Below are 17,271 nucleotides of genomic sequence, written 5' to 3' on the forward strand. Positions count from 1 at the left end.
CAATCTCTTCAGCCGTATGCTTCTTCCGTCCCATGATGACATCCTCCACATGGCTCAAAGCCATACCTTAGGGAGGACCACTTTTCAGGGGGCAGGCCACGTCGGCTCGTCGTCAACGTCGGGACCGAGCCGGTAGGGTTCTGGTGAGCGGCGGGACATGGGTGACCCTCGAAGGGATGGTCAACGTTAGGCGGCGTCGTCCGGATGGGGATGTTCGCCGGTGGGACCGAAGGCGTGCATCGGGAGCAGCATGGCCTTGTCCCGGCGGCTGATCCGGATCACCACGCGGCGAGCATCGTCTCGGGTCGGCATGCAGCTGCGTCTGGTGATGATGCCGTTGACCAAGCGCTCGATGCACCAGCGATCAGCGACGTAGGCGATGCGGACGCCGGAGGCTTGCGGTCGGCGGGACTCGCCGGGGTAGGGGATGACGGTTCCCATCGGGGCTCCTGTCAGTGGTCACGCCGCTGCGACCCAGCCCGGGCCGGCAGCATGGGGCGGTGGACCTGCGCGTAGCTCGCGAGCACGCGCCGGTAGTCGAGCGGTTCGAGGCGGGCGAGCGCCGCCGCCGCGGCCTCCAGGCTGGCGGGATCGGTCTCTGCCTGGCGAAGCAGAGCGCAGAGCGTGTCGCCCCGGGGACCGCAGGATAGACGCGCTATTGCCTGCATCGCGCGGAGCCGGGCGGTGCGCTCGATGGGTGTGATGTCGATGGCCCATGGGCCGAAGGCGTCGGCAGAGGCGATCATCGGGCCGCCCCCGCTGATTTCCCCACCTTGAGGCCGACCCCGCCGGACCCCACCCCACTTCCCCACTCAGCTCCCCCCCTAAAGGGGGGGTAGCTAACTGGGGGTGAGGTGGGGGGCGGGGGTTCCCCCACTTCCCCACTTCTCCCCACTTCGCATTTCAAGGTGGGGAAACCGGTCTGGATGACGGCGATCATGCCCGCGCTCCAACGACGATCAGGGGTTTGGCGCGGCCCTTCGCCTTGTTGTCGACACGGAGGATCTTGAGAGCGCCGCTCTCGATCCAGGTCCTCAGGATGTCCTTGATCCTGGTCTGGCCGCCCTTGGTCTCGGCATCGATCTCGAGGATCTCCGCGATCGCGTAGCCGGCCCAGTCGTTGGCCTGGACGCTCGCGGCCCAGGTCCCAGAGGCGATCTTGTCCTGTACCCGTCGGAGGTCGGCGACCTGCACGTCGTCGAACAGCCCTGGCATCGACCAGGGCGTGACCACGCCGATCTGGTCCTCGGGCATCTCTTGGTCGGCGTTGCCCAGACCGACGCTGACCAGCTCGCGCCATTCCGCCTTCTCAAGCGGCGGTGCCATGTTGGACTTGCCGTCATCGACCCTGAAGAACCGCCGGCGGTCGCTCGCCGAGACCTCAGCCCGCTCGGCCTCCTCGGACAACATCACGTTCAGCACCCGGGCGGAGCGCACGCCGCCGATCAGCGCCGAACCACCGCGGGCGTCCTCGACCGTGTAGGAGGCCTGCCCCGCGTTGGCCTTGCGGACGTGGTGGACGAACTCGAAGCAGCAGTTGCCGGCCTCTGCGATCCCGCCGCACTCCTTCACGATCCGATCAATCGCGCCGTTGTCGTTCTCTGGGACGGCATGGCAGGAGACGAACGGGTCGAGGATCACCACGTCGATCCGGTTGGCCAGGATCTCCGCCGTCATGGCCTCGACCACCGGTCGGTGGACCGTCGTACCCTCACCGAGCTTCTGGGCGATGACGATGGGGGTCTCGCACCCGCTATCGATGAACAGGCGACCGCCGATGTCCTCTGCCGTGACGCCGTAGTGGATGCAGGCGGCCGCGAGGCGGCGCTCAATCTCCTCGCGCGGATCCTCGCCGTTCCAGACCCAGACCCGCAGAGGTTCAGGGACGCGCACGCCGAGGAGTGGCTTGCCGGTCACCATAGCCAGCGCCTCGATGAGGATGAGGCTCGTCTTGCCGAGGCCGCCAGGGGCGACCGTGGCGGTGGTGAAGCGGCGGATGTAGTGGCGACCGTAGAGCCATCGCCGCGGCGGGATGCTGCGTGGGTCACGCCAGACGAAGGGTGTGGCGTGGATGGATGCTGGCGGAGCCGCATCGGTCGCACCTTCCGGTGGAGCGAACTGCCCCTCCTCGGGTCCCGTTTCGCGAGACGAGCGGCGGAACGGGTGGACGGTCGCCACCGTGGCGGGATCAATCGGGCTGGGGCTTTCCATCAGCGCATCGCCTCCCTGATCGCGTCGTTCAGATCGCTCCCGGTCTTCGGCGCGGCAATCAGCACCTCGCGACCAGCATCGCTCCAGCGGGTGCCGACCTGATTGACCGCGGCTTGGCTGGCCTCGCCGGTCTCGGCGCAGATGGTCAGGGCCTCGATGCCGCTCATCAGCGGGAAGGCCGCGATCCCGCCGACGCTGCCGAGGGCCCACATCGGCCGGAAGCCCAGCGCCATGCCGGCCAGTGCGGTCTCGACACCCTCGGCGAGATGCAGGCCCGTCATCACGTCGGCGTCTTGGGTGAGCTTGATCGCTGCCCCGCCGGCCCGGCCGAGCATCTTCCGATCGATCTTCGCCGCAGTCGCCGGGTCGAGACGGGTCCGGTGCAGGCCCACCAGCTCGTCGGTTGCGATGTCGCGGAAGCCGCAGAGCATCATGGGCACGCGCTCGCCCTCCCACGGTCCGGCGGGGTGGAAGCGGATCGCGTGACCGCACACATCGTGGGCGAGATCGAGATGGCGGTGTTCAGCGAGGTAGCGGGCAACGAGCGTCCCGCGTGGATCGCGCTCGGCCTCGTCCCAGATCCGGCGGACCCGGTCGACCTTGATCCTGGCCTCGGCCTCGCGGATGAGACGCTGCTGCTCGCGGGCACGCTCCTGGCGGGCGACCTCGTGCGGATCGGGGCGCCGCTGGCGCTCGTCCCACCGGGGCAGGCCGCACCGCTCGTCCACATAGTCGCGGACCTGGATGGCGTCGTCGCGCGGCGAGAGGCAGGTGATCCGGTAGCCGTTCCGAGCAGAGGGATCGAGCCGCAGGCGACCGGATCCATCGCGCGGGCCGTGGCCCGGCGGCGCGAAGCTGACACCGCCCGAGACCACCTTGCCACGTAGGTCGGCGGCAAATTGCTGGAGGGTCAGCATGCGCGCCGGCCCTCCCATTCCAGCCTGTCGACAATCCTGGCGAGATGGTCGCCCTGTCGGATCGAGAGGTTGCCGTGGAGCTGCGAGACGTTGTTGACGAAGGCGCGCTCCCAGGAGGTCAGGCGCCAGGACGGGCTCAGGCAGAAAGCGGCGCGGGCGCGGTGCTGCGCCTCCTGCCTCGGGGTGTAGGCCCGGCGCCACCGGTAGACGCCGAACTCGGACACCGCTGGCGCCGGTGCCATCATCGCGCGTCCCTCCAAGTCTCGGGGATCGCGTAGGCCAGCGCGGCGATCGCGGCTGCGACGGCCGGGGTCAAACCTCGCTCGACGAGGCGTCGAACTTGAAGGGCACTCGCCGTTGCGGCATATCCATCTGTGTCGACTTCCAGGAAGACACTTTTGGAGAGCCTGCGAGCGCCCGCGTTCGCGGGCTTCTTCATGTCGATGTTCCTGCTGCTGGTGCGCCGGCCGCCTCGGCGCGGGGTGAGCGGCCAGCGGGGCGAACCCCGCCGAGGGCGGGATCTCAGGCCGCCGCGGCCCCTGCCTCGACGCGGCGACGGCCGCGCAGGCGGGTCTTCGGCATGATGGCGTGGCGTCGCGAGACGAGCCACGCGAGCACGTCCCAGCACAGGTAGACCGGCGCGCACCCCCCGTTCGGGCTGAGCACGAAGGCCGGGCCGGTGCCTGCGAAACGGTAGCCGCGGAAGCGCGAGACGGACTCCCGGCAGAAGCGGGCCGCCTCCTCCTCGGTCATCACGACATTCCCGGGCATCGCCAGTCCCGGGGGCAGGCGGAAATCGCTGATCGCGGGAGGCAGGATCTCGTGGGTGGCGTCCATCGGCTCGGCCTCGTCGGTGGGGCTGAGCGGATGGTGGCGGCCGGGTTTTTCCCAATCTACTGGACCAACTTCGGAAATTGGCCGGGCCGGAATTTCCGAAGTTGGTGGGGTAGATCCGGAAACGGCGGCCGTTCAGGCTCGCGGCAAGGCCCCGGCCACTGGGGCGAACGGCCGATCCGAGCCCCGCCCATGGAGACCATCAATTCTCACAACAGCGACGGCATCTCCGCTGTGCAGGCATCTGCACTTGTGCACAGCGAAGTTTTCCACAGCACAAAGCGCCGTCGGCACAGTACTAGGAGAGTCCGGTGAAACTGTCCGAGATGAAGGTCAATTCCAGCGCCATCGAGGATGGCGCCTGGATCCGCGATATCCCCGAGATGGGCTCGCTCGCGCTGAAGGTCCGCGGGATCCAGAACGCGGCCTATCGACAGCTCCAGAACAAGCTGATTGAGGCGATTCCCCGGGCGAAGAAGCCAGGCGGCCGGATTGCTCCGGACGAGATGGACCGGGTGACGAACGAGTGCCTCGCGGCGACGGTCCTGTTGGACTGGTCCGGCCTGGAGGATGACGACGGCGAGCCGCTGCTGTTCACGCGCGAGACCGCGATGGAGCTGCTCAGCAACCCCGAGTTGCGCCGCTTCCGCGAGGCCGCGATCTACGCCGCCAGCATGGTCGGGGACCAGATCGCCTCCGCGGCCCCGACCGCGCCCGCCGCGTAGCCTACCCGTCCATCGAACCTTCGAGGTAGCCATGGCCGAGACCGTCCGCATCGAGAAGACGATCTTCGCCTACGAGTCGACGGGCATTTCCGAGCAAAAGGCGAAGGTCGAACAGCTCGCGGGTGCGCTCGACCGGCTGGCCGGCTCGACCGGGAAGGCGTCGGAGGCTGACAACAAGGCGGCCTCGTCGAACCAGGCAACGACCCGCACCCGGCTCACGGCGGCAGAGGCGATGCAGCGCTTGGAGCGGCAGAACCAGATCGCGATGATGAACGCTGCGGTCACGGCCAACGCCTACGATCAGTCCCTGAGCGCGCTCGCGGATCAGCAGCTCCGCGCCTCGCAGGCTGCGGCGCAGGCCGCGTCGCAACAGCAGCGGGCGGCTAACGACAACGCGGCTTCCCTGGAGAAGCAGAACGAGGCCTTCAAGGCGGCCGGGAAATTCGCCCTCGAACACCCGTTGCTCGTGATTGCCGCCAGCGTCGCGGCGGCCCGCGGGCTCGCGACCCTCGCCACATCGGCGGCTGGCTCGCTCGGCGCCGCGTCAGCCTCGACCGCGGCCTTCGCCGAGGGCGCATCAGCGATGGGACCTACGGTCGTCGCGGCCGCCACGATCGCGGCGCGCGGGCTCGGCCTCGCCTCGACGGCGGCCACGGCGGCAGCCGGCGGTCTAGGGGTCTACGCAGAGAAGGTCGCCGGGATCACCACCGCCACGGGCCTGATGAGCCGTCTGCTCGGCGGCTTGCCGGGTGCAATCGGGCCAGCCGTCGTCGCGTTCCTCGCCTTCGAGACCGCGCGCGCGGCGATCAGCAGCGCCGGTGCCGACCTAGAACGGTTGATCTCGTTGGGCGAGAAGGCCCGCAGCCTCGACCTCGCCGCCCCGTTCGTGAAGTCGTTTGAGGCGCTCGGCCCGAAGATCCAGGCGACCACGGATCAGATGGACCGGGCGCTGCAAACCGCCTCGAATTTCGTGAAGGACCGCTACGGGCAGGCCAACGGCGCGCTCTCGGCCGTGTCGAGCCTCTACACGTCAGGAGCGTTCGGCGCCGAGAAGCCCGCCGCCATGTCGGCGCTGGAGACCGCCACCACGACACAGGAGAGGATCCGCGCGACCCTTGATCTGGTGAAGGAGCTCTACGACCGCGGCCAGGAGGTCGCTGGGCTGGATCTCGCCGAGAAGCTGATGGGGCCCGACGTGGCCGAACGGCTTCGTAACGGTAGTACCAACATCTCGCAAATGGTGGCCGACTTTAATTCTCTCCAGGACAAGGAAATTCTGAAGCAGGATCAGGTTGATCGTGCGCTAGAGCTCAACAAGAACATCGCGGACACGAAACAAGCCATCAGCGATGCGGTGGCTGTGACCTTCGACTTCTCGGGCGCAGCGTTGGCTGCCAACGAGGCGTGGCTCAAGGTCCTCCAGACCGTGTTGCTGGTCATCCAGAAGGTGAACGAGGCCAATCAGGCGAGTTCGGATTTCGTCGGTACTGCCACCACCACGATGATCGATGGGCTGAAGTCGGCTGGCGCCGCGGCCGTGGATCTTGCTGCGAAGTATGGCCTCGTTGCGAAGGCGCAGAAGGAAGCTGAGGTGCAGGGTCCGCCGGAGGTGCAGGGGCCCGAGTTCAAGATCACCGGCCGCTCCTTCCCGTACAACTTCGGGCCGACCCTCGCGGATCTACCAAAGGCAACCTCGGGCGCGAAACAGGCGAAGCAGGCCGCGCAAGAGGCGGCCTCGTCCTACGACCTCCTGATCAAGCGGACCGAGGACCGGATCGACGAGCTGAACCTGGAGGCCGAGAGCGTCGGGAAGACGACGGACGCGGTGATCAAGCTCAAGTTGGCGCACGATCTGGAGCGCGCCGCGCAGAAGGAAGGCACCGAGGTGACCGCGCAGATGCGCGAGGAGTGGGACCGGCTCGGCGATCGGCTGGCCGCCAGCACCTCGCGCCTCGCCGACAACAAGCGGGCGTTCGAGCTGCTGAAGGAGGGCCAGCGCGAATTGGCTGACGGCTTCACCAGCTTCGTCGACGACATCGTGCTCGGCGGCCAGAAGATGGAGCAGGCCTTCGCCTCGCTGTCGAAGTCGCTCGGCAGCAGCACGCTCAAGGCGCTGATCAGCGGAGAAGGACCGCTCGCTGGCATCCTCGGTACGGCCTCCAATGAGCGCGGACAGCTCGGTGGCCTCCTCGGCGGGAAGTTCAACTTCGGCGCCTGCTTGGCGGGGGCTCGAACGAGGCCGGCTCGCCGCTGCCCGGCGCTCAGGGCCCATCCCTGCCGACGGCCAGCATGTTCGGGAGCCTGTTCAACACGGACAAGATCGCGTCCGCCCTCGGCCTGGGCGCCGAGACCGGCCTCGGGAGCGCGGTTTCGGGGTGGCTCAAGGAATCCCGCCAGGGCGGCGGCATCCTCACCTCGCCGCTCGGCCAGGGCTTGACCTCAATCGCGGCCGGCGCCTCGGTTGGCTACTCCTCGCAGAGCCCGCTCATGGGCGGCCTGAGCGGCGCCTTGGCCGGAGCAATGACGGCCAACCCGCTTCTCGCCGTCGCGGGCGGCGTCGCCGGCATCGCTGGCGGCTCCTACGGCCACAAACCCTCACGGAAGAAGGATCGCGACCATGAGCGCCGTCAACGTCATCTGCGGTTCGCGTAGAGCCTGCGTCCTCACCGACGCCAGCCTCTACGACGCGGCCGGGACGATCGTCGGGTTCGAGCTGAAGGCCTTCGCCATCGAGAGCTGGACCGGCGTCATCACCGGCCGTGGCAACTGGTGGGGGCCGACCTTCGTGCGGACCCTGGCCGAGACCTTCGCCAGCTTCGACGAGTTCTTGACCCGCAGTGCGTCGGCGATCGAGCGCGAGCACCGGGCGGCGATGGCGGCGGGCGATCTCGCCGGGCAGACCCTGATTGAGGTGCACGCGGTCGGGTGGAGCGAGCGCCGTGACCGGCCCGAGGCCTACGTGCTGCGCTCGCCCTCGGCCTTCCTCGACGTGGACGAGCTGCCCTACGTCTGGCGCAGCCTGGAGGATGAGGGCGGCACCTTCCACTGCGCACACCTGAACGCGGGGGAGCTGTGGAATCTGCACCGCCAGGGTGCCGAGCCCGACGTCGACTGGACGGTCGAGACGTTCGATCCGGTGCGGCACGGCATTCCGCTCATGGAGTTTCAGCGCCGCCAGCCCTCGGACGAGAGGGCCGGGCCGGGCGTCGCTGGCAAGCACGTGATCGGCGGCGCGCTGTGGCTTACCGTGATCAATCGCGAGGGCGTCCGGCAGGGCGTGATCCGCGAGTGGCCCGACCAGGTGGGCGCCCCGATCCGTCCCGAGCCGCTCGACGTAGCGGCCCTCCCGAAGGTCCCACCCTCCGGCTTCTCAGTCGCGTGGCCGTTCGAGCGGTTCGACCGCGCGGTGCGGGCCGGCGTGATCGACTTCGCCACGTTCGATCATGACCCGGCGGCCCTCGCGCGCCTGGAGGCTACCGCGCCGGCTGGGGCCGGTCTGTCTCGTCAGCAGCGCCGCGCCGCCAAGGCGCAGGCCAGAAAGGTCACCGCCCGTGCCTGAGCGTGAACTGATTCTCCGGCTTCGCAGCGATGAAGAGCGCACGCTGCACGCGGCTCACCGCGACAGCCCCGAGGCGGAAAGCGCCGCCCTCAGAGGGATCGTGTCGGCCGAGGACCATTGGGTCCCGAGGATCCTGGCTGGCCAACTCGGTCGAACCGCCGAGGAGATCGAGCGGCGCGTTGAGGCCGGCCACCGGCTCGCTGAAGCGGACGTGCGAGCCCAAGGCACCACGCTCTCCGATGTGGAGTTCCTGTTCTGGCGCCTCGCTTCGGAAGCCCGGTGCCGCGAGGCCTGCGCCGACTTCATCGCGCATCAGGCGGCCGCCGCGAAGGGCATCGAGGCGCTGTTCCTGCTGATGGCTGGCCTCAAGGCCGCTGAGGAGGCGCAAGCGCTAGTGGTGAAGTCGGCGCTCCCGCGTGCGCATGCTTTGGCGGTGCCTGTGTCGCCGGCACGCCGCCCGCTCCGGCCCGAGGATTTCGGCGCGCTGCCTGGTTGCCCGCAATCGGCTGCGATGCCTTGGGCCGATCGGGTGCGCCGAGTCGCCAAGCATCCGGGTCACGGGGTCGGCCCAATCCATGGAGCTGGCGAGCCGCCTCAGAGGCCGCAGCGGTGACCGCATCGGACGAGATTTCACGCAGATCTAGCGATTGAGCAGGAGGGAACAGGCATGACGCTTCGCATCATCGGGACGGGCGATGCTCGCGGCTACGATGTGATCGACTCCCAGACCGGCGCCAGCGTGCTCGCCAGTCTCGCCGCGCTGCAGCTGCGCCTCGTGCTCGGGAATGACGGCGCGCGCTTGGAAACGGATCACGCGGTCGAGTTCGACTATGCGGTGCCCGGTGCCGTGCGCGCATTCGTCGGGTGTCCGGAAACCGGGCGGCGGCGCGAGGTGCGGGCGATACAGTACGCCGACGGCGACGATCTCACCTTCCCGCGAGACTTCTCAGCCAGCGGTGAAGTGGAAGGCGCTCGGTAGCTGTTCCCACAAGGCGCTGCCGCCGCGCTTCAGCAGATCCACTAGGCCGGCAGCGAGAAGCCTGCCCCCGGCCTTGGCGCCTTCTTCGCTGACCACCTTCCTGAGCGTGGTGAGAATGCCTTGCGCTTCATCCTTCTCGGCCGGGGCGAGGTTAAGGGACGGGATCTCCTGCTCAATCCTGTTCAGCAGCAGCGTGATCTGTGATTGGTCCAAGGTCTGTGAGGCTACCTGCGAAGAGCCGACGCCGCCTACCTGCACGATCCCGTAATTCGCGCCGACGTGCACGCTGGTCGGCGCCGGCGGGTCGCGCATCGGCACCAGCGGCCCAAGGCGCTCAGCCTCGCGCTGTCCTTCCTCGTTCAGGCAGACCGATCCGATCTGCCCGCGCGTGTTGAAGAGGCCTTGGTTGCTGAGCAAGCCGGCGACCTGCCCGAGCTGCTCCATCGTCAGCCCGCACCCGTTCGCTACCTGATCCTGCGGGACGCAACACGCCGGGCGGCTCATTCCATGATGGTAGACGTAGAGCAGCACCGCATCTCGCGCCCGACGCAGGGCCGCAGATTCCATCATGGCAAAGCCTCCCGATCCGTGGGCATCCTACACGCTCATCGCAAGGCATCACTCAGGTTCGCTGATCACCACCAGCCGGTGAGTGGTCCAGATAGGTCACGGGATCGCGTCGATGCATTCCTGAGCGTCGCGGGCGATCGCCTTGGCGATCTTGGCGCGCTCGACGCCGGTCACCAGGCCGGCCTCATCGAAGGCGTTCAGCCACCGACGATCGATGTCCCCGGCGAACGAGATGTACAGGTGGTCTCGCAGGGTATCCAGCGCCGGGCCGCCTTTCGCCAGTCTGGCCACAGTCTGCGCGTGGAACAGCTTCGCATCCATCAGCCTGCCCGCGGCCCGCGGGGCGTCAGGCTCGGCGGCGACCCTCTGGGCGAGATCGCGCACGGCGCTCAGCAGGGTCCGCAGGTGGTCGTGATCAACCGGCATCTATCGAGGCTCGCGCGTGGAGCGGGATCTCTACCTCTCGCTGCCGTCCTCGTCCGAACCGTCGGCGTGTGCTTGGGCGGGCAGGGCCGCGAGGACTTGAGCGGTCAGATGCTTCTCGATCCTCGATCCCTTCGGAAGATCGAACGTGACCGCCCCGTCCTCCTCCAGCCGATAGTAGAGCCGGTGCGTGTTGGCCTTGAGCGCGTCGTATGGGCTCGGGACCCAATGCATGTTGCTGATGATTTTGGCTGCCGCCTCAACCGCAGCCTCGGCGGTCGGGCTGTGCGCAAGCAGCATATCCCTAGTCCGCGTCGAGGCTTGTTGCAGATCGTCGGATGGTTCGTCGCACAGGTGGCGCAGGCTCTTCTCCGACTGGCAGGCAGATGCGAGGGCCGGGTTCGAGAGGACGGTGCCGATGGCGCTGCTGAGGCTGATCGGGGTAGGCCTGTCTCGGGAGCTCAGGTCTCGGACTGCGTAGACGCATCCGACCAGGACGCTTCGCACGACGCGGTCTTGCTGAGGTAGGCGCACCCGGCCTTCCACATCGCCGACCCCTCGGAAAAACGCCTCGATTGGGTGCCGCCGCTTGTTGATGATGTCGAGGATCATTCCCTGTGCAAATAGCGCTATCGGGAACCGCGGATCACTGACGTCCGGGCAGGATTTCACGAACTCGTCCGCCTGTGCACCGAGGAAGGCCAGGAGTGATGCGAGCCGGGTGGCCTCGCTTGATACAGACTCTGGGATGTCTGCTTCAGCCTTCATCGCGTCGAAGACGGTGAACACCTCTCGGGCGAACTGACGATCGGCTTCGAGGCCATCGCCAGCGTTGCGGCTGCTGCGCCGCTGGCGGGCATCCTGATGCTTCCGCCTCTCCGAACCTCGCGGCATTGAACACCTCGCTTCATCAGAAGCCGGAGGCTGCGCCCCGACATCTTGTTCGCCGTTTAGTCCCCGGCGGCTTTTCCACTACCGAACCGTCGCGGGATGGCAGTCGGCTAGTGCTCTTCTCGGGTGCCGTCTTCGCGAAGACGGAAACGCACCCCGGCCCCGCCGCCGTTCTCGGGCGTGAAATCTATGCCGGCATCGCGCAGGGCTCGCTCTATGCCGGCCAAGTTGTTGTGGCTCGGCACCCGACGCCCACGCTCGAAATCTCGGATTGTTGACAGACCAAGATGCGCCGCCTCCGCCAGCTGCTCCTGTGACCAATCCAACAGGGCGCACGCTGCGCGAGACAAGGCAGGTGTGAGCATGCCGAAACGGTAGCATGTCATATTTTTTCGTCAATGGACCTGCAAATGCGTTGACAGGTGGTGGTCATATCTCCAATCTGAATTTCAACGAATTGATATGACGGAGGTAGCAAATGCCCCATCGCACCGTCTCTTGGACACGCATCTCCCGCTCGCTGCACGACAGCCGGCCCGCGATCCCCGCCGGCATGCTCGGTGCCCGCGCCCTGGTGCAGCTCGGCGCCCGCACTCGCCCCCTCGTACTCGCCGGCCGCTACGACCGCGCCGCCATCATGGCCGCCGCCTGCAAGGCCGCCGCCGGCATCCAAGAGCGCTGCGGCGTCTCCCGCGCCGAGGCGATGTCCGCCGCCCTCAAGGCCACGTGGCAGGTCGCCAAGGCCGCCCGCCGCACCACCGCGCACTGATCTTCTAGCCTCGCTGGGCCGATCCGGCCCGCATCCCCTTCGCCACCGCCGTCCCACCGCCACGAGCCCTCACCGGAGCCCGAACGATGACGCACGCCCGCATTCCCGATTTCGCCATCCTGCCTGCCGTTCTCGCGATCACGACCCGCACCCCGGCGGCCGATCCGGTGTTGTCGGCGATCGACGCACACGCCGAGGCCTGGGCCGTGTTCCAGATCGCCGAGGCCGGCCGCCCTTCCGAGATCGCCGAAGACGCCATGAGCCTCGCGCTCGAGGAGCTGCTGGCTACCCCGTGCGGCTCGCACTTTGGTGCCCTGGCCCTGGTCCGGCATCTGCGCTGGCTGATCCGCGAGGAGGCCATCACCGTCGAGGCTGACAGCATGCTCGACCGGTTCATCCTGGCCCGCGAGGCGGACCTATCGCGGTTCGCCGGGTCGGACCTGCCGCCCGACCTGCTGCCCATCGCGTCGCCGCTCGGCCGCCTCGCCCCAAGGGTCGTGCCGAGCCTGCCGCCGGTCCTGGCCGCCCCACAGGGCGAGCCGATCCTGCGCCGGGTGCTGCGCGCCTCTGGCCTCGCCGGCGAGATCTTCGCGGCCGCCGTCATCATCGGCGGTGGTGCCGTCCTCACGGGCCTCGCCAGCCTGCTCTGACCTGCAGTGGCGGACCGCCCCGCCGCGCCTCCGTCCCCTGACCTTGCGATCCCGTGATCCCTGGAGGCCTTTGATGTCCTCGTCCAACCGATCCCATCGCCCGCAGTCCGACCGCCCCTCCCTGAAGCAGCGCGCTGCCGAGCTGGAGGCGGGTCTCGCCCGCGTCACCCACCGGCCCGCGCCCGCGCCCGAGACCATGGAAACCTTGGATCCCGCGTTCGAGGTCGCCGCCAGCTATCGGGCCGCCTGGGACGCGCTCGGCGAGGCGATGGAGGCCAAGAACGGAGAGGAGGCTCCGGAGGCTGAGGACGCCTGCGCTGCCGCCTATGCCCGTCTGCGCGCCGTGCGCCCGACTACGCCGGCCGGGTTTCAGGCGCTGGCCGAGACCTGGGCGTGGCGGCTGCGCGCCGAGCGCGCCACCCCCGCGACCGGTAGCGACGGCACGCATACGGTGGGTGCTGACGCCGCCGAATCGCTGATTGCCGGGGCCGGGGTGTGCGTGCCGACCGTCGCGTCCGGTGGCGGTGACGATGCCGTGCATGTCCTGATCGCCGAGCATCGGGCCGCCTATACCGCTTGGGATCAGGACGCCAAGGTCTACGATGGCATCGTGCCGGGCTCGGCCGGGTACGAAGCGGCTGGTGCTGCTGAACGCGCCTCTGGCCAGCGCGAGCGCGCCGCCTACGAGGCGCTGTTTCTGACGCGGCCGAGGACGCTGGCCGGTGTGCTGGCGTTGGTAGACTACCTCTCTGAGGCTGTGCCGAAGGTCACTACACATGTCGGCCCGACGGAAGGTGGCCGCGCGCTCGGCGCTGTGGCCGCAGCTCTCCGCGGGCTCGAACCGGCACGAGCGGCGCTTACCGACGTCGGCCTGACCAGCGAGGTCTCGGAGGACGTCTTTGCGGCGATCGAGGATCACCGGGACGTCATGGCGGCGACGGCCGCTCTGGCCGAGGACAATGAGGAGTTCGACCGTCAGGGCCAGATGCAGAACGCGGCTGAGGCTGCCGTGGCCCATGCCCCGGTCCGGTCACTCGCTGACTTGCGGGCGAAGCTGACGTATCTCCTGCCCATCATCGCGCCCGACATGCTGGACAAGACGCACGTCCGGCACCTCGAAGCGATCCAAGCCGACATGGATCGGTTGTGCCGCGAACGGTCCCGTCCGGCCGACACCCACGAGGACGCCGAGCTGCTGCTGCTGGGCGAGCGACTGGACCGGGCCCATGCCCGGTGGCGCATCACGACCTGGCAGTATCGCGAGCCTGAGGCGCGCCTCAAGCGAGCCCTGGAGGATGCGCGAGCCCGCGGCGGTCCGACCCTTCGGCAGCTTGAGGCCGCCTGGAGCCTGCCTGGCGTGGAAGCGGCCCACGAGGCGGAGGAAGCCGCCTTCGGTGCGCTCGGCCCCATCTGCGATGCGATCTGGCTCATACCCGCCTGCACGCCGGCTGGCCTCGCCGTGAAGGCCCGCGCCGCCCTCGTTCACATCTGGGCCCGCGGGCAGTTCGAGGAGGACGCTGCCCTCGGTGAGGAAGAGGGGCTGACCAAGGAGGCCGCGCGCCGCCTGATCGAGGCTTGCTGCACCCTGGCCGGTGTCGACTGGCGCGGCGACCCGATCGCGCCGCCTCTGCCGGATCCAATCTTTTCCGCCATCGAGCGGCACCTTGCGGCCCGCGCCGCATGCGTTGGGCTCGATGATGGTGTCGACGAGTAGCGATACGAGGCCGCGCACGACAGGCGGGCTGCCGCCCTCGATGTGGTTGAGGACACTCGCCCGACCACCGTCGCTGGCTTGCTCGCCCTCGCCCGCCATATGCAGTCCTACCTCACCGAGGATGGCGAGCCGCCGGAGCACAGCCTCTCCGGCAAAGAGCACGCTTTCGCGGGCCTAATGCGGGCCTGCCTCAGCCTGTACGAGGCGCGCTATCCCGGTATGGGCCGGGACTGGGCGGCAGATGCAGCCTACCATCCCGGGTTCCTGCCAGTGCCGCAGCGCCAGCCGGCGGCCCTCATGGCGCTCGACTATGCCATCCCGCAGGAGGCCGCCTACCTGCTTACGTTGGCAGAGGCCGAATTCGAGCGACGCCGCGAGGCTTATGCCGGGTTTCATGACCCGACCGTTTGGCCCAGCGTGGCGGCCGAGTTGCGCCGCGACATGCGGATGGATGCTCTCGCCACCGCCGCCGCGCCCCCGCGAAGCAGCGGCCCGGGAGTAGTAGCCGACGTCAGCGGGCTCGTTTGCGACATCCTCGACGGCTGGGCAGCGTGGGGTGTTGCGATCAGCAAGCCCGAGGGGGACCCGGAGACGGACGCCGCCTATGAGCGTGCTGTCGGCCGTTGGGATGAGTTGCTGGACGCAGCCGAGGCGCTGCCGGCGACCTTGGAGAGCCTCGTCGCGAAGGCGCTGGCCATCTCGTGGGTAGAGTTCGTGTCGGAGGAGCGTCCCATGGTGCCGCGGTCCAGGCACTCGTTCACCGGCCGCATCGCCTTCGACATCCATGCCGCGGTCATGGGCCGAGCGGCCCGTCAGGCAGAGCGCTGAAAGGCGCCCACCGACCCTTTGCGTACCGCGTACCACCCCGGCCGGGTCCCGCCGGCGGACTATCGGTTCAACCCAATCCGAGACCTCCCATGAGCAAGATCGTACCCTTCCCGGGCCATCGCCAGTTGCCCGCCGCCCAGCCGATCCCGCGCGAGGAGTTCGAGCGGCTGGCCGAGCTCGCCCTCGATATCGTCGACCGCATCGTTGCCATCCTGGACGATGGCGACGGCGACCCCGACCGCGAGGACGGCGGCGATGCCGAACCCAGCCTCGGCGCGCCCGAGAACCATCACGGCAGTCAGGTCGTGTGGTTGCGCGGCACCGACCGGGACCTTGAGGCCTAGTCATGCCGATCGCTTTGCCGGATCCGAGTGCAATGCGCCGCGGCCATCGAGCGCGGGCTCTTCGCGGCCGGCCTGCTAGTCGAGGTCCGCAGGTTCGGGCCGCCGCTGCCCGGCTAGCCCCTTTTCGGCGCTGTCGGCATCTCGCCGTGGGCCTGCGCGGGCTGGCCGACCAGATGGACGCCGGAAGGATCGAGACCGCGCCGCATTGGTCCGCGAGGCAGGCCAGAGAGCGTCGCGAGGCGTCGTGCGACATGGTGACCGGGAGTTCCGGAGGGCGGGCGAGCGCGGAGGAGCGGGTTTGAGCGCGCTATCGCTACGGGTTCAGCCCCGCGTCGAGCCTCCGCACTGCGCGGATTGGACTTCCGGACTCGGCCTGCGACCGCGCCTCGACCCGGTGGGACATGCGACCAACTCCCATCATGGATCGCAACTTCGCGGTCACGCCGATCATCACCAGCAGGCCGATCACCAAAGCGAAGACCGTCAGCGTGTGCTGGATTGCGTCGTCGTACTGCCGTCCGGCGTGGATGATCAGCCAGCCCACGCCAACGAAGGCGGCAGCCGAGATCAGCGGGATCATCGGATCGGACATCGTGCGGTCAACGATCATGCGTCGGCCGGGTTCAGAGGCACCTTGCCGCGCCACTCCCTTCGGGTGGCGAGGAAGCGCGGCGATGACGCGATCTCACCCCGTGCTCAACCCGAGAACGAGCTGCTGCGCGATGAGCATCAGACCGGCAAGCGCCCCACCGACTACGAGCACATCGGCGAGGCCGCGCTCCGGCTCAGGCCGGCTCCGAGCGACAGCACGGCTCGGTGCGCTCGGGGGACGAAGCTGCACGACGTTGTCTGACCGATCCATGACCGCCTCCAGCATCATTGCTGGCTCGTATCTGGGTCGGGTGGTGATCGCTCGGCATGCGCCAGCGCACATGCTCGACTGCCTCTACGACGAAGTCGACTCCGGCGTGCTGGCGCTGGCCACGTGCAGGTGCGCGATGGTGGGGCGGTTCGTGCCCGAGGCGGAGAACCGCCCACCCATTCTGAAGCGGGGCTCAGGCCTCTTGCGCTTCGCGGAGCACGCTTCGAACGCGACCGGCAGCCAAGGCGAGCGCACCCTCCTGCGTGGAACCGTCTGGGCAATCCTGCCCAACAGAAGAGCCGAGCCGGTACACAATCCGGTGCTCTACAGCGCGCAGCAATTCGTTTGCGGGCTCCATCTCGATACTGCGCAACGTCCGCGCGAGATCGAGATAGGCACTGCGCATGAGGCCAAAGGCCAAGCGTGTCGCGGCTTCATCCGCGATCGGTGTCATATCAGTCATGGCGTGTTCCCTACAAAACACGCTCCCCAGAACGCGGAGTCTATATGTCAGCCGATTAGGATTGTAAATACAGCATTCGACAAGTCTCCGCGGGCAGCCCTCCGGCCGCTGTACGGCTGGGGATTTAACATAGGACAATCATCAAGAGGCTTGGCCGCTAAGCCTATCTTGGGGGCAGGAACGAAGGGGCGCGCCCCGGCGAGCGGCGATGAGGGCGGCGGCATGAACCGGCCGCTCGTCATCGACAGCTTCGCGGGCGGCGCGCCCTTACCTGGAAACGCGTCGTCCGATCTGCCGGATCACGATAGCTGCGAGCAGATACCAAACGCCGGGATGCAACACCGCCGCGATGCTCAGGATGAGCGAGCCACCAGCGGCAGGCGGCACGGTGCTGATGTCGCCGAAGATCAGCCAGGCGCCGAACACGCCGAGAGCGGAGGCAGCCGCGAAGGCCGCGACGCGGATGAGCTCAAGCCGGTCCATCGCCAAGCGTCTGACCGGCTTTGGTTCGGCTGCCCAGTGCCATCCGGAC

Annotated in this window: 24 protein-coding genes; 11 read left to right on the plus strand and 13 right to left on the minus strand. The window is 68.3% G+C overall.

Annotated features, from left to right (window positions below):
* Positions 1 to 186: 186 nt before the first annotated feature.
* The 6 genes from ASG32_RS15620 to ASG32_RS15645 form a co-directional block, all read right to left on the minus strand.
* Positions 187 to 441 (minus strand): hypothetical protein, encoded by a 255-nt coding sequence (locus ASG32_RS15620; protein ID WP_056527810.1) that lies wholly within the window; start codon positions 439 to 441, stop codon positions 187 to 189.
* 11 nt (positions 442 to 452) lie between these two features.
* Complete coding sequence (locus ASG32_RS15625; protein WP_056527813.1) at positions 453 to 746, minus strand: hypothetical protein; 294 nt, start codon at positions 744 to 746, stop codon at positions 453 to 455.
* A gap of 190 nt (positions 747 to 936) precedes the next feature.
* A complete protein-coding gene (locus ASG32_RS15630) occupies positions 937 to 2,211 on the minus strand; it encodes an AAA family ATPase (protein WP_082557909.1) in 1,275 nt (424 codons plus the stop codon).
* A complete protein-coding gene (locus ASG32_RS15635; RefSeq protein WP_157861980.1) occupies positions 2,211 to 3,128 on the minus strand; it encodes a toprim domain-containing protein in 918 nt (305 codons plus the stop codon). Before ASG32_RS15635 ends, ASG32_RS15630 begins: the two co-directional genes overlap by 1 nt.
* On the minus strand, positions 3,122 to 3,373 hold the full coding sequence (locus ASG32_RS15640) for a hypothetical protein (protein WP_056527819.1): 252 nt from the start codon (positions 3,371 to 3,373) through the stop codon (positions 3,122 to 3,124). Before ASG32_RS15640 ends, ASG32_RS15635 begins: the two co-directional genes overlap by 7 nt.
* 277 nt (positions 3,374 to 3,650) lie before the next feature.
* Positions 3,651 to 3,965: a hypothetical protein gene (locus ASG32_RS15645; protein WP_056527822.1), complete on the minus strand. Its 315-nt coding sequence runs from the start codon at positions 3,963 to 3,965 to the stop codon at positions 3,651 to 3,653.
* 308 nt (positions 3,966 to 4,273) lie between these two features.
* Here ASG32_RS15645 and ASG32_RS15650 point away from each other — a divergent pair, with 308 nt between their 5' ends.
* Genes ASG32_RS15650 through ASG32_RS15670 form a run of 6 tightly spaced genes read left to right on the plus strand, consistent with a single transcriptional unit; the run spans position 4,274 to position 9,225 of the window.
* Entirely contained in the window at positions 4,274 to 4,687 is a 414-nt protein-coding gene (locus tag ASG32_RS15650) for a hypothetical protein (RefSeq protein WP_056527825.1), read from the plus strand.
* Positions 4,688 to 4,718: 31 nt separating this feature from the next.
* A complete protein-coding gene (locus tag ASG32_RS15655; RefSeq protein WP_056527828.1) occupies positions 4,719 to 7,124 on the plus strand; it encodes a hypothetical protein in 2,406 nt (801 codons plus the stop codon).
* A 50-nt stretch (positions 7,125 to 7,174) separates the two neighbouring features.
* A complete protein-coding gene (locus tag ASG32_RS33925) occupies positions 7,175 to 7,339 on the plus strand; it encodes a hypothetical protein (RefSeq protein ID WP_157861981.1) in 165 nt (54 codons plus the stop codon).
* Positions 7,305 to 8,246 (plus strand): hypothetical protein, encoded by a 942-nt coding sequence (locus ASG32_RS15660; RefSeq protein ID WP_082557910.1) that lies wholly within the window; start codon positions 7,305 to 7,307, stop codon positions 8,244 to 8,246. The genes ASG32_RS33925 and ASG32_RS15660 overlap by 35 nt, the downstream gene beginning before the upstream one ends.
* Complete coding sequence (locus ASG32_RS15665; RefSeq protein WP_157861982.1) at positions 8,239 to 8,859, plus strand: hypothetical protein; 621 nt, start codon at positions 8,239 to 8,241, stop codon at positions 8,857 to 8,859. The genes ASG32_RS15660 and ASG32_RS15665 overlap by 8 nt, the downstream gene beginning before the upstream one ends.
* 54 nt (positions 8,860 to 8,913) lie before the next feature.
* Positions 8,914 to 9,225: a hypothetical protein gene (locus tag ASG32_RS15670; protein ID WP_056527837.1), complete on the plus strand. Its 312-nt coding sequence runs from the start codon at positions 8,914 to 8,916 to the stop codon at positions 9,223 to 9,225.
* On the opposite strand, the gene ASG32_RS15675 is transcribed toward ASG32_RS15670, so the two are convergent.
* The 4 genes from ASG32_RS15675 to ASG32_RS32630 all read right to left on the minus strand — a co-directional run bounded on the left by ASG32_RS15675 (position 9,193) and on the right by ASG32_RS32630 (position 11,495).
* Complete coding sequence (locus tag ASG32_RS15675; RefSeq protein WP_056527840.1) at positions 9,193 to 9,795, minus strand: hypothetical protein; 603 nt, start codon at positions 9,793 to 9,795, stop codon at positions 9,193 to 9,195. The two genes, ASG32_RS15670 and ASG32_RS15675, sit on opposite strands and share 33 nt — an antisense overlap.
* Positions 9,796 to 9,891: 96 nt before the next feature.
* A complete protein-coding gene (locus ASG32_RS15680; protein WP_157861983.1) occupies positions 9,892 to 10,179 on the minus strand; it encodes a hypothetical protein in 288 nt (95 codons plus the stop codon).
* A 72-nt stretch (positions 10,180 to 10,251) separates the two neighbouring features.
* Positions 10,252 to 11,112, minus strand: coding sequence for a hypothetical protein (locus ASG32_RS15685; RefSeq protein WP_157861984.1), 861 nt, complete (start codon positions 11,110 to 11,112; stop codon positions 10,252 to 10,254).
* Positions 11,113 to 11,219: 107 nt separating this feature from the next.
* The gene (locus ASG32_RS32630) at positions 11,220 to 11,495 is read right to left on the minus strand and encodes a helix-turn-helix transcriptional regulator (RefSeq protein WP_348271893.1); all 276 of its coding nucleotides are present in this window, start codon (positions 11,493 to 11,495) and stop codon (positions 11,220 to 11,222) included.
* A gap of 92 nt (positions 11,496 to 11,587) precedes the next feature.
* Between ASG32_RS32630 and ASG32_RS15690 the strand changes: the two genes are divergently transcribed.
* The 5 genes from ASG32_RS15690 to ASG32_RS15710 all read left to right on the plus strand — a co-directional run bounded on the left by ASG32_RS15690 (position 11,588) and on the right by ASG32_RS15710 (position 15,414).
* Positions 11,588 to 11,878 carry a hypothetical protein gene (locus ASG32_RS15690; protein ID WP_056527849.1) on the plus strand — a complete coding sequence of 97 codons (291 nt, stop codon included), beginning with the start codon at positions 11,588 to 11,590 and terminating at the stop codon, positions 11,876 to 11,878.
* Between the two features lie 86 nt (positions 11,879 to 11,964).
* A complete protein-coding gene (locus tag ASG32_RS15695) occupies positions 11,965 to 12,528 on the plus strand; it encodes a hypothetical protein (RefSeq protein ID WP_056527852.1) in 564 nt (187 codons plus the stop codon).
* Positions 12,529 to 12,601: 73 nt separating this feature from the next.
* The gene (locus ASG32_RS15700) at positions 12,602 to 14,242 is read left to right on the plus strand and encodes a hypothetical protein (protein ID WP_056527854.1); all 1,641 of its coding nucleotides are present in this window, start codon (positions 12,602 to 12,604) and stop codon (positions 14,240 to 14,242) included.
* Positions 14,243 to 14,320: 78 nt separating this feature from the next.
* Positions 14,321 to 15,070: a hypothetical protein gene (locus ASG32_RS15705; protein WP_157861985.1), complete on the plus strand. Its 750-nt coding sequence runs from the start codon at positions 14,321 to 14,323 to the stop codon at positions 15,068 to 15,070.
* An 89-nt stretch (positions 15,071 to 15,159) separates the two neighbouring features.
* The gene (locus ASG32_RS15710) at positions 15,160 to 15,414 is read left to right on the plus strand and encodes a hypothetical protein (protein WP_056527861.1); all 255 of its coding nucleotides are present in this window, start codon (positions 15,160 to 15,162) and stop codon (positions 15,412 to 15,414) included.
* 313 nt (positions 15,415 to 15,727) lie between these two features.
* Here the strand turns inward: ASG32_RS15710 and ASG32_RS15715 are convergent, their stop codons facing one another.
* The 3 genes from ASG32_RS15715 to ASG32_RS15730 all read right to left on the minus strand — a co-directional run bounded on the left by ASG32_RS15715 (position 15,728) and on the right by ASG32_RS15730 (position 17,222).
* Positions 15,728 to 16,024 (minus strand): hypothetical protein, encoded by a 297-nt coding sequence (locus ASG32_RS15715; protein ID WP_056527863.1) that lies wholly within the window; start codon positions 16,022 to 16,024, stop codon positions 15,728 to 15,730.
* A 445-nt stretch (positions 16,025 to 16,469) separates the two neighbouring features.
* Positions 16,470 to 16,739: a hypothetical protein gene (locus ASG32_RS15725; protein WP_056527871.1), complete on the minus strand. Its 270-nt coding sequence runs from the start codon at positions 16,737 to 16,739 to the stop codon at positions 16,470 to 16,472.
* A 267-nt stretch (positions 16,740 to 17,006) separates the two neighbouring features.
* Positions 17,007 to 17,222, minus strand: coding sequence for a hypothetical protein (locus ASG32_RS15730; RefSeq protein ID WP_056527874.1), 216 nt, complete (start codon positions 17,220 to 17,222; stop codon positions 17,007 to 17,009).
* Positions 17,223 to 17,271 lie beyond the last annotated feature (49 nt).

Origin of the sequence: Methylobacterium sp. Leaf361, assembly GCF_001424445.1 — a bacterium.
Taxonomy (GTDB): domain Bacteria; phylum Pseudomonadota; class Alphaproteobacteria; order Rhizobiales; family Beijerinckiaceae; genus Methylobacterium.

Bases quoted from the DNA above. Each gene is read 5' to 3' on its own strand.
- ASG32_RS15620 (WP_056527810.1), bottom strand. From the start codon at position 441: ATGGGAACCGTCATCCCCTACCCCGGCGAGTCCCGCCGACCGCAAGCC.
- ASG32_RS15625 (WP_056527813.1), bottom strand. From the start codon at position 746: ATGATCGCCTCTGCCGACGCCTTCGGCCCATGGGCCATCGACATCACA.
- ASG32_RS15630 (WP_082557909.1), bottom strand. From the start codon at position 2,211: ATGGAAAGCCCCAGCCCGATTGATCCCGCCACGGTGGCGACCGTCCAC.
- ASG32_RS15635 (WP_157861980.1), bottom strand. From the start codon at position 3,128: ATGCTGACCCTCCAGCAATTTGCCGCCGACCTACGTGGCAAGGTGGTC.
- ASG32_RS15640 (WP_056527819.1), bottom strand. From the start codon at position 3,373: ATGATGGCACCGGCGCCAGCGGTGTCCGAGTTCGGCGTCTACCGGTGG.
- ASG32_RS15645 (WP_056527822.1), bottom strand. From the start codon at position 3,965: ATGGACGCCACCCACGAGATCCTGCCTCCCGCGATCAGCGATTTCCGC.
- ASG32_RS15655 (WP_056527828.1), top strand. From the start codon at position 4,719: ATGGCCGAGACCGTCCGCATCGAGAAGACGATCTTCGCCTACGAGTCG.
- ASG32_RS33925 (WP_157861981.1), top strand. From the start codon at position 7,175: ATGGGCGGCCTGAGCGGCGCCTTGGCCGGAGCAATGACGGCCAACCCG.
- ASG32_RS15660 (WP_082557910.1), top strand. From the start codon at position 7,305: ATGAGCGCCGTCAACGTCATCTGCGGTTCGCGTAGAGCCTGCGTCCTC.
- ASG32_RS15670 (WP_056527837.1), top strand. From the start codon at position 8,914: ATGACGCTTCGCATCATCGGGACGGGCGATGCTCGCGGCTACGATGTG.
- ASG32_RS15675 (WP_056527840.1), bottom strand. From the start codon at position 9,795: ATGATGGAATCTGCGGCCCTGCGTCGGGCGCGAGATGCGGTGCTGCTC.
- ASG32_RS15685 (WP_157861984.1), bottom strand. From the start codon at position 11,112: ATGCCGCGAGGTTCGGAGAGGCGGAAGCATCAGGATGCCCGCCAGCGG.
- ASG32_RS32630 (WP_348271893.1), bottom strand. From the start codon at position 11,495: ATGACATGCTACCGTTTCGGCATGCTCACACCTGCCTTGTCTCGCGCA.
- ASG32_RS15690 (WP_056527849.1), top strand. From the start codon at position 11,588: ATGCCCCATCGCACCGTCTCTTGGACACGCATCTCCCGCTCGCTGCAC.
- ASG32_RS15695 (WP_056527852.1), top strand. From the start codon at position 11,965: ATGACGCACGCCCGCATTCCCGATTTCGCCATCCTGCCTGCCGTTCTC.
- ASG32_RS15700 (WP_056527854.1), top strand. From the start codon at position 12,602: ATGTCCTCGTCCAACCGATCCCATCGCCCGCAGTCCGACCGCCCCTCC.
- ASG32_RS15710 (WP_056527861.1), top strand. From the start codon at position 15,160: ATGAGCAAGATCGTACCCTTCCCGGGCCATCGCCAGTTGCCCGCCGCC.
- ASG32_RS15715 (WP_056527863.1), bottom strand. From the start codon at position 16,024: ATGATCGTTGACCGCACGATGTCCGATCCGATGATCCCGCTGATCTCG.
- ASG32_RS15725 (WP_056527871.1), bottom strand. From the start codon at position 16,739: ATGACTGATATGACACCGATCGCGGATGAAGCCGCGACACGCTTGGCC.
- ASG32_RS15730 (WP_056527874.1), bottom strand. From the start codon at position 17,222: ATGGACCGGCTTGAGCTCATCCGCGTCGCGGCCTTCGCGGCTGCCTCC.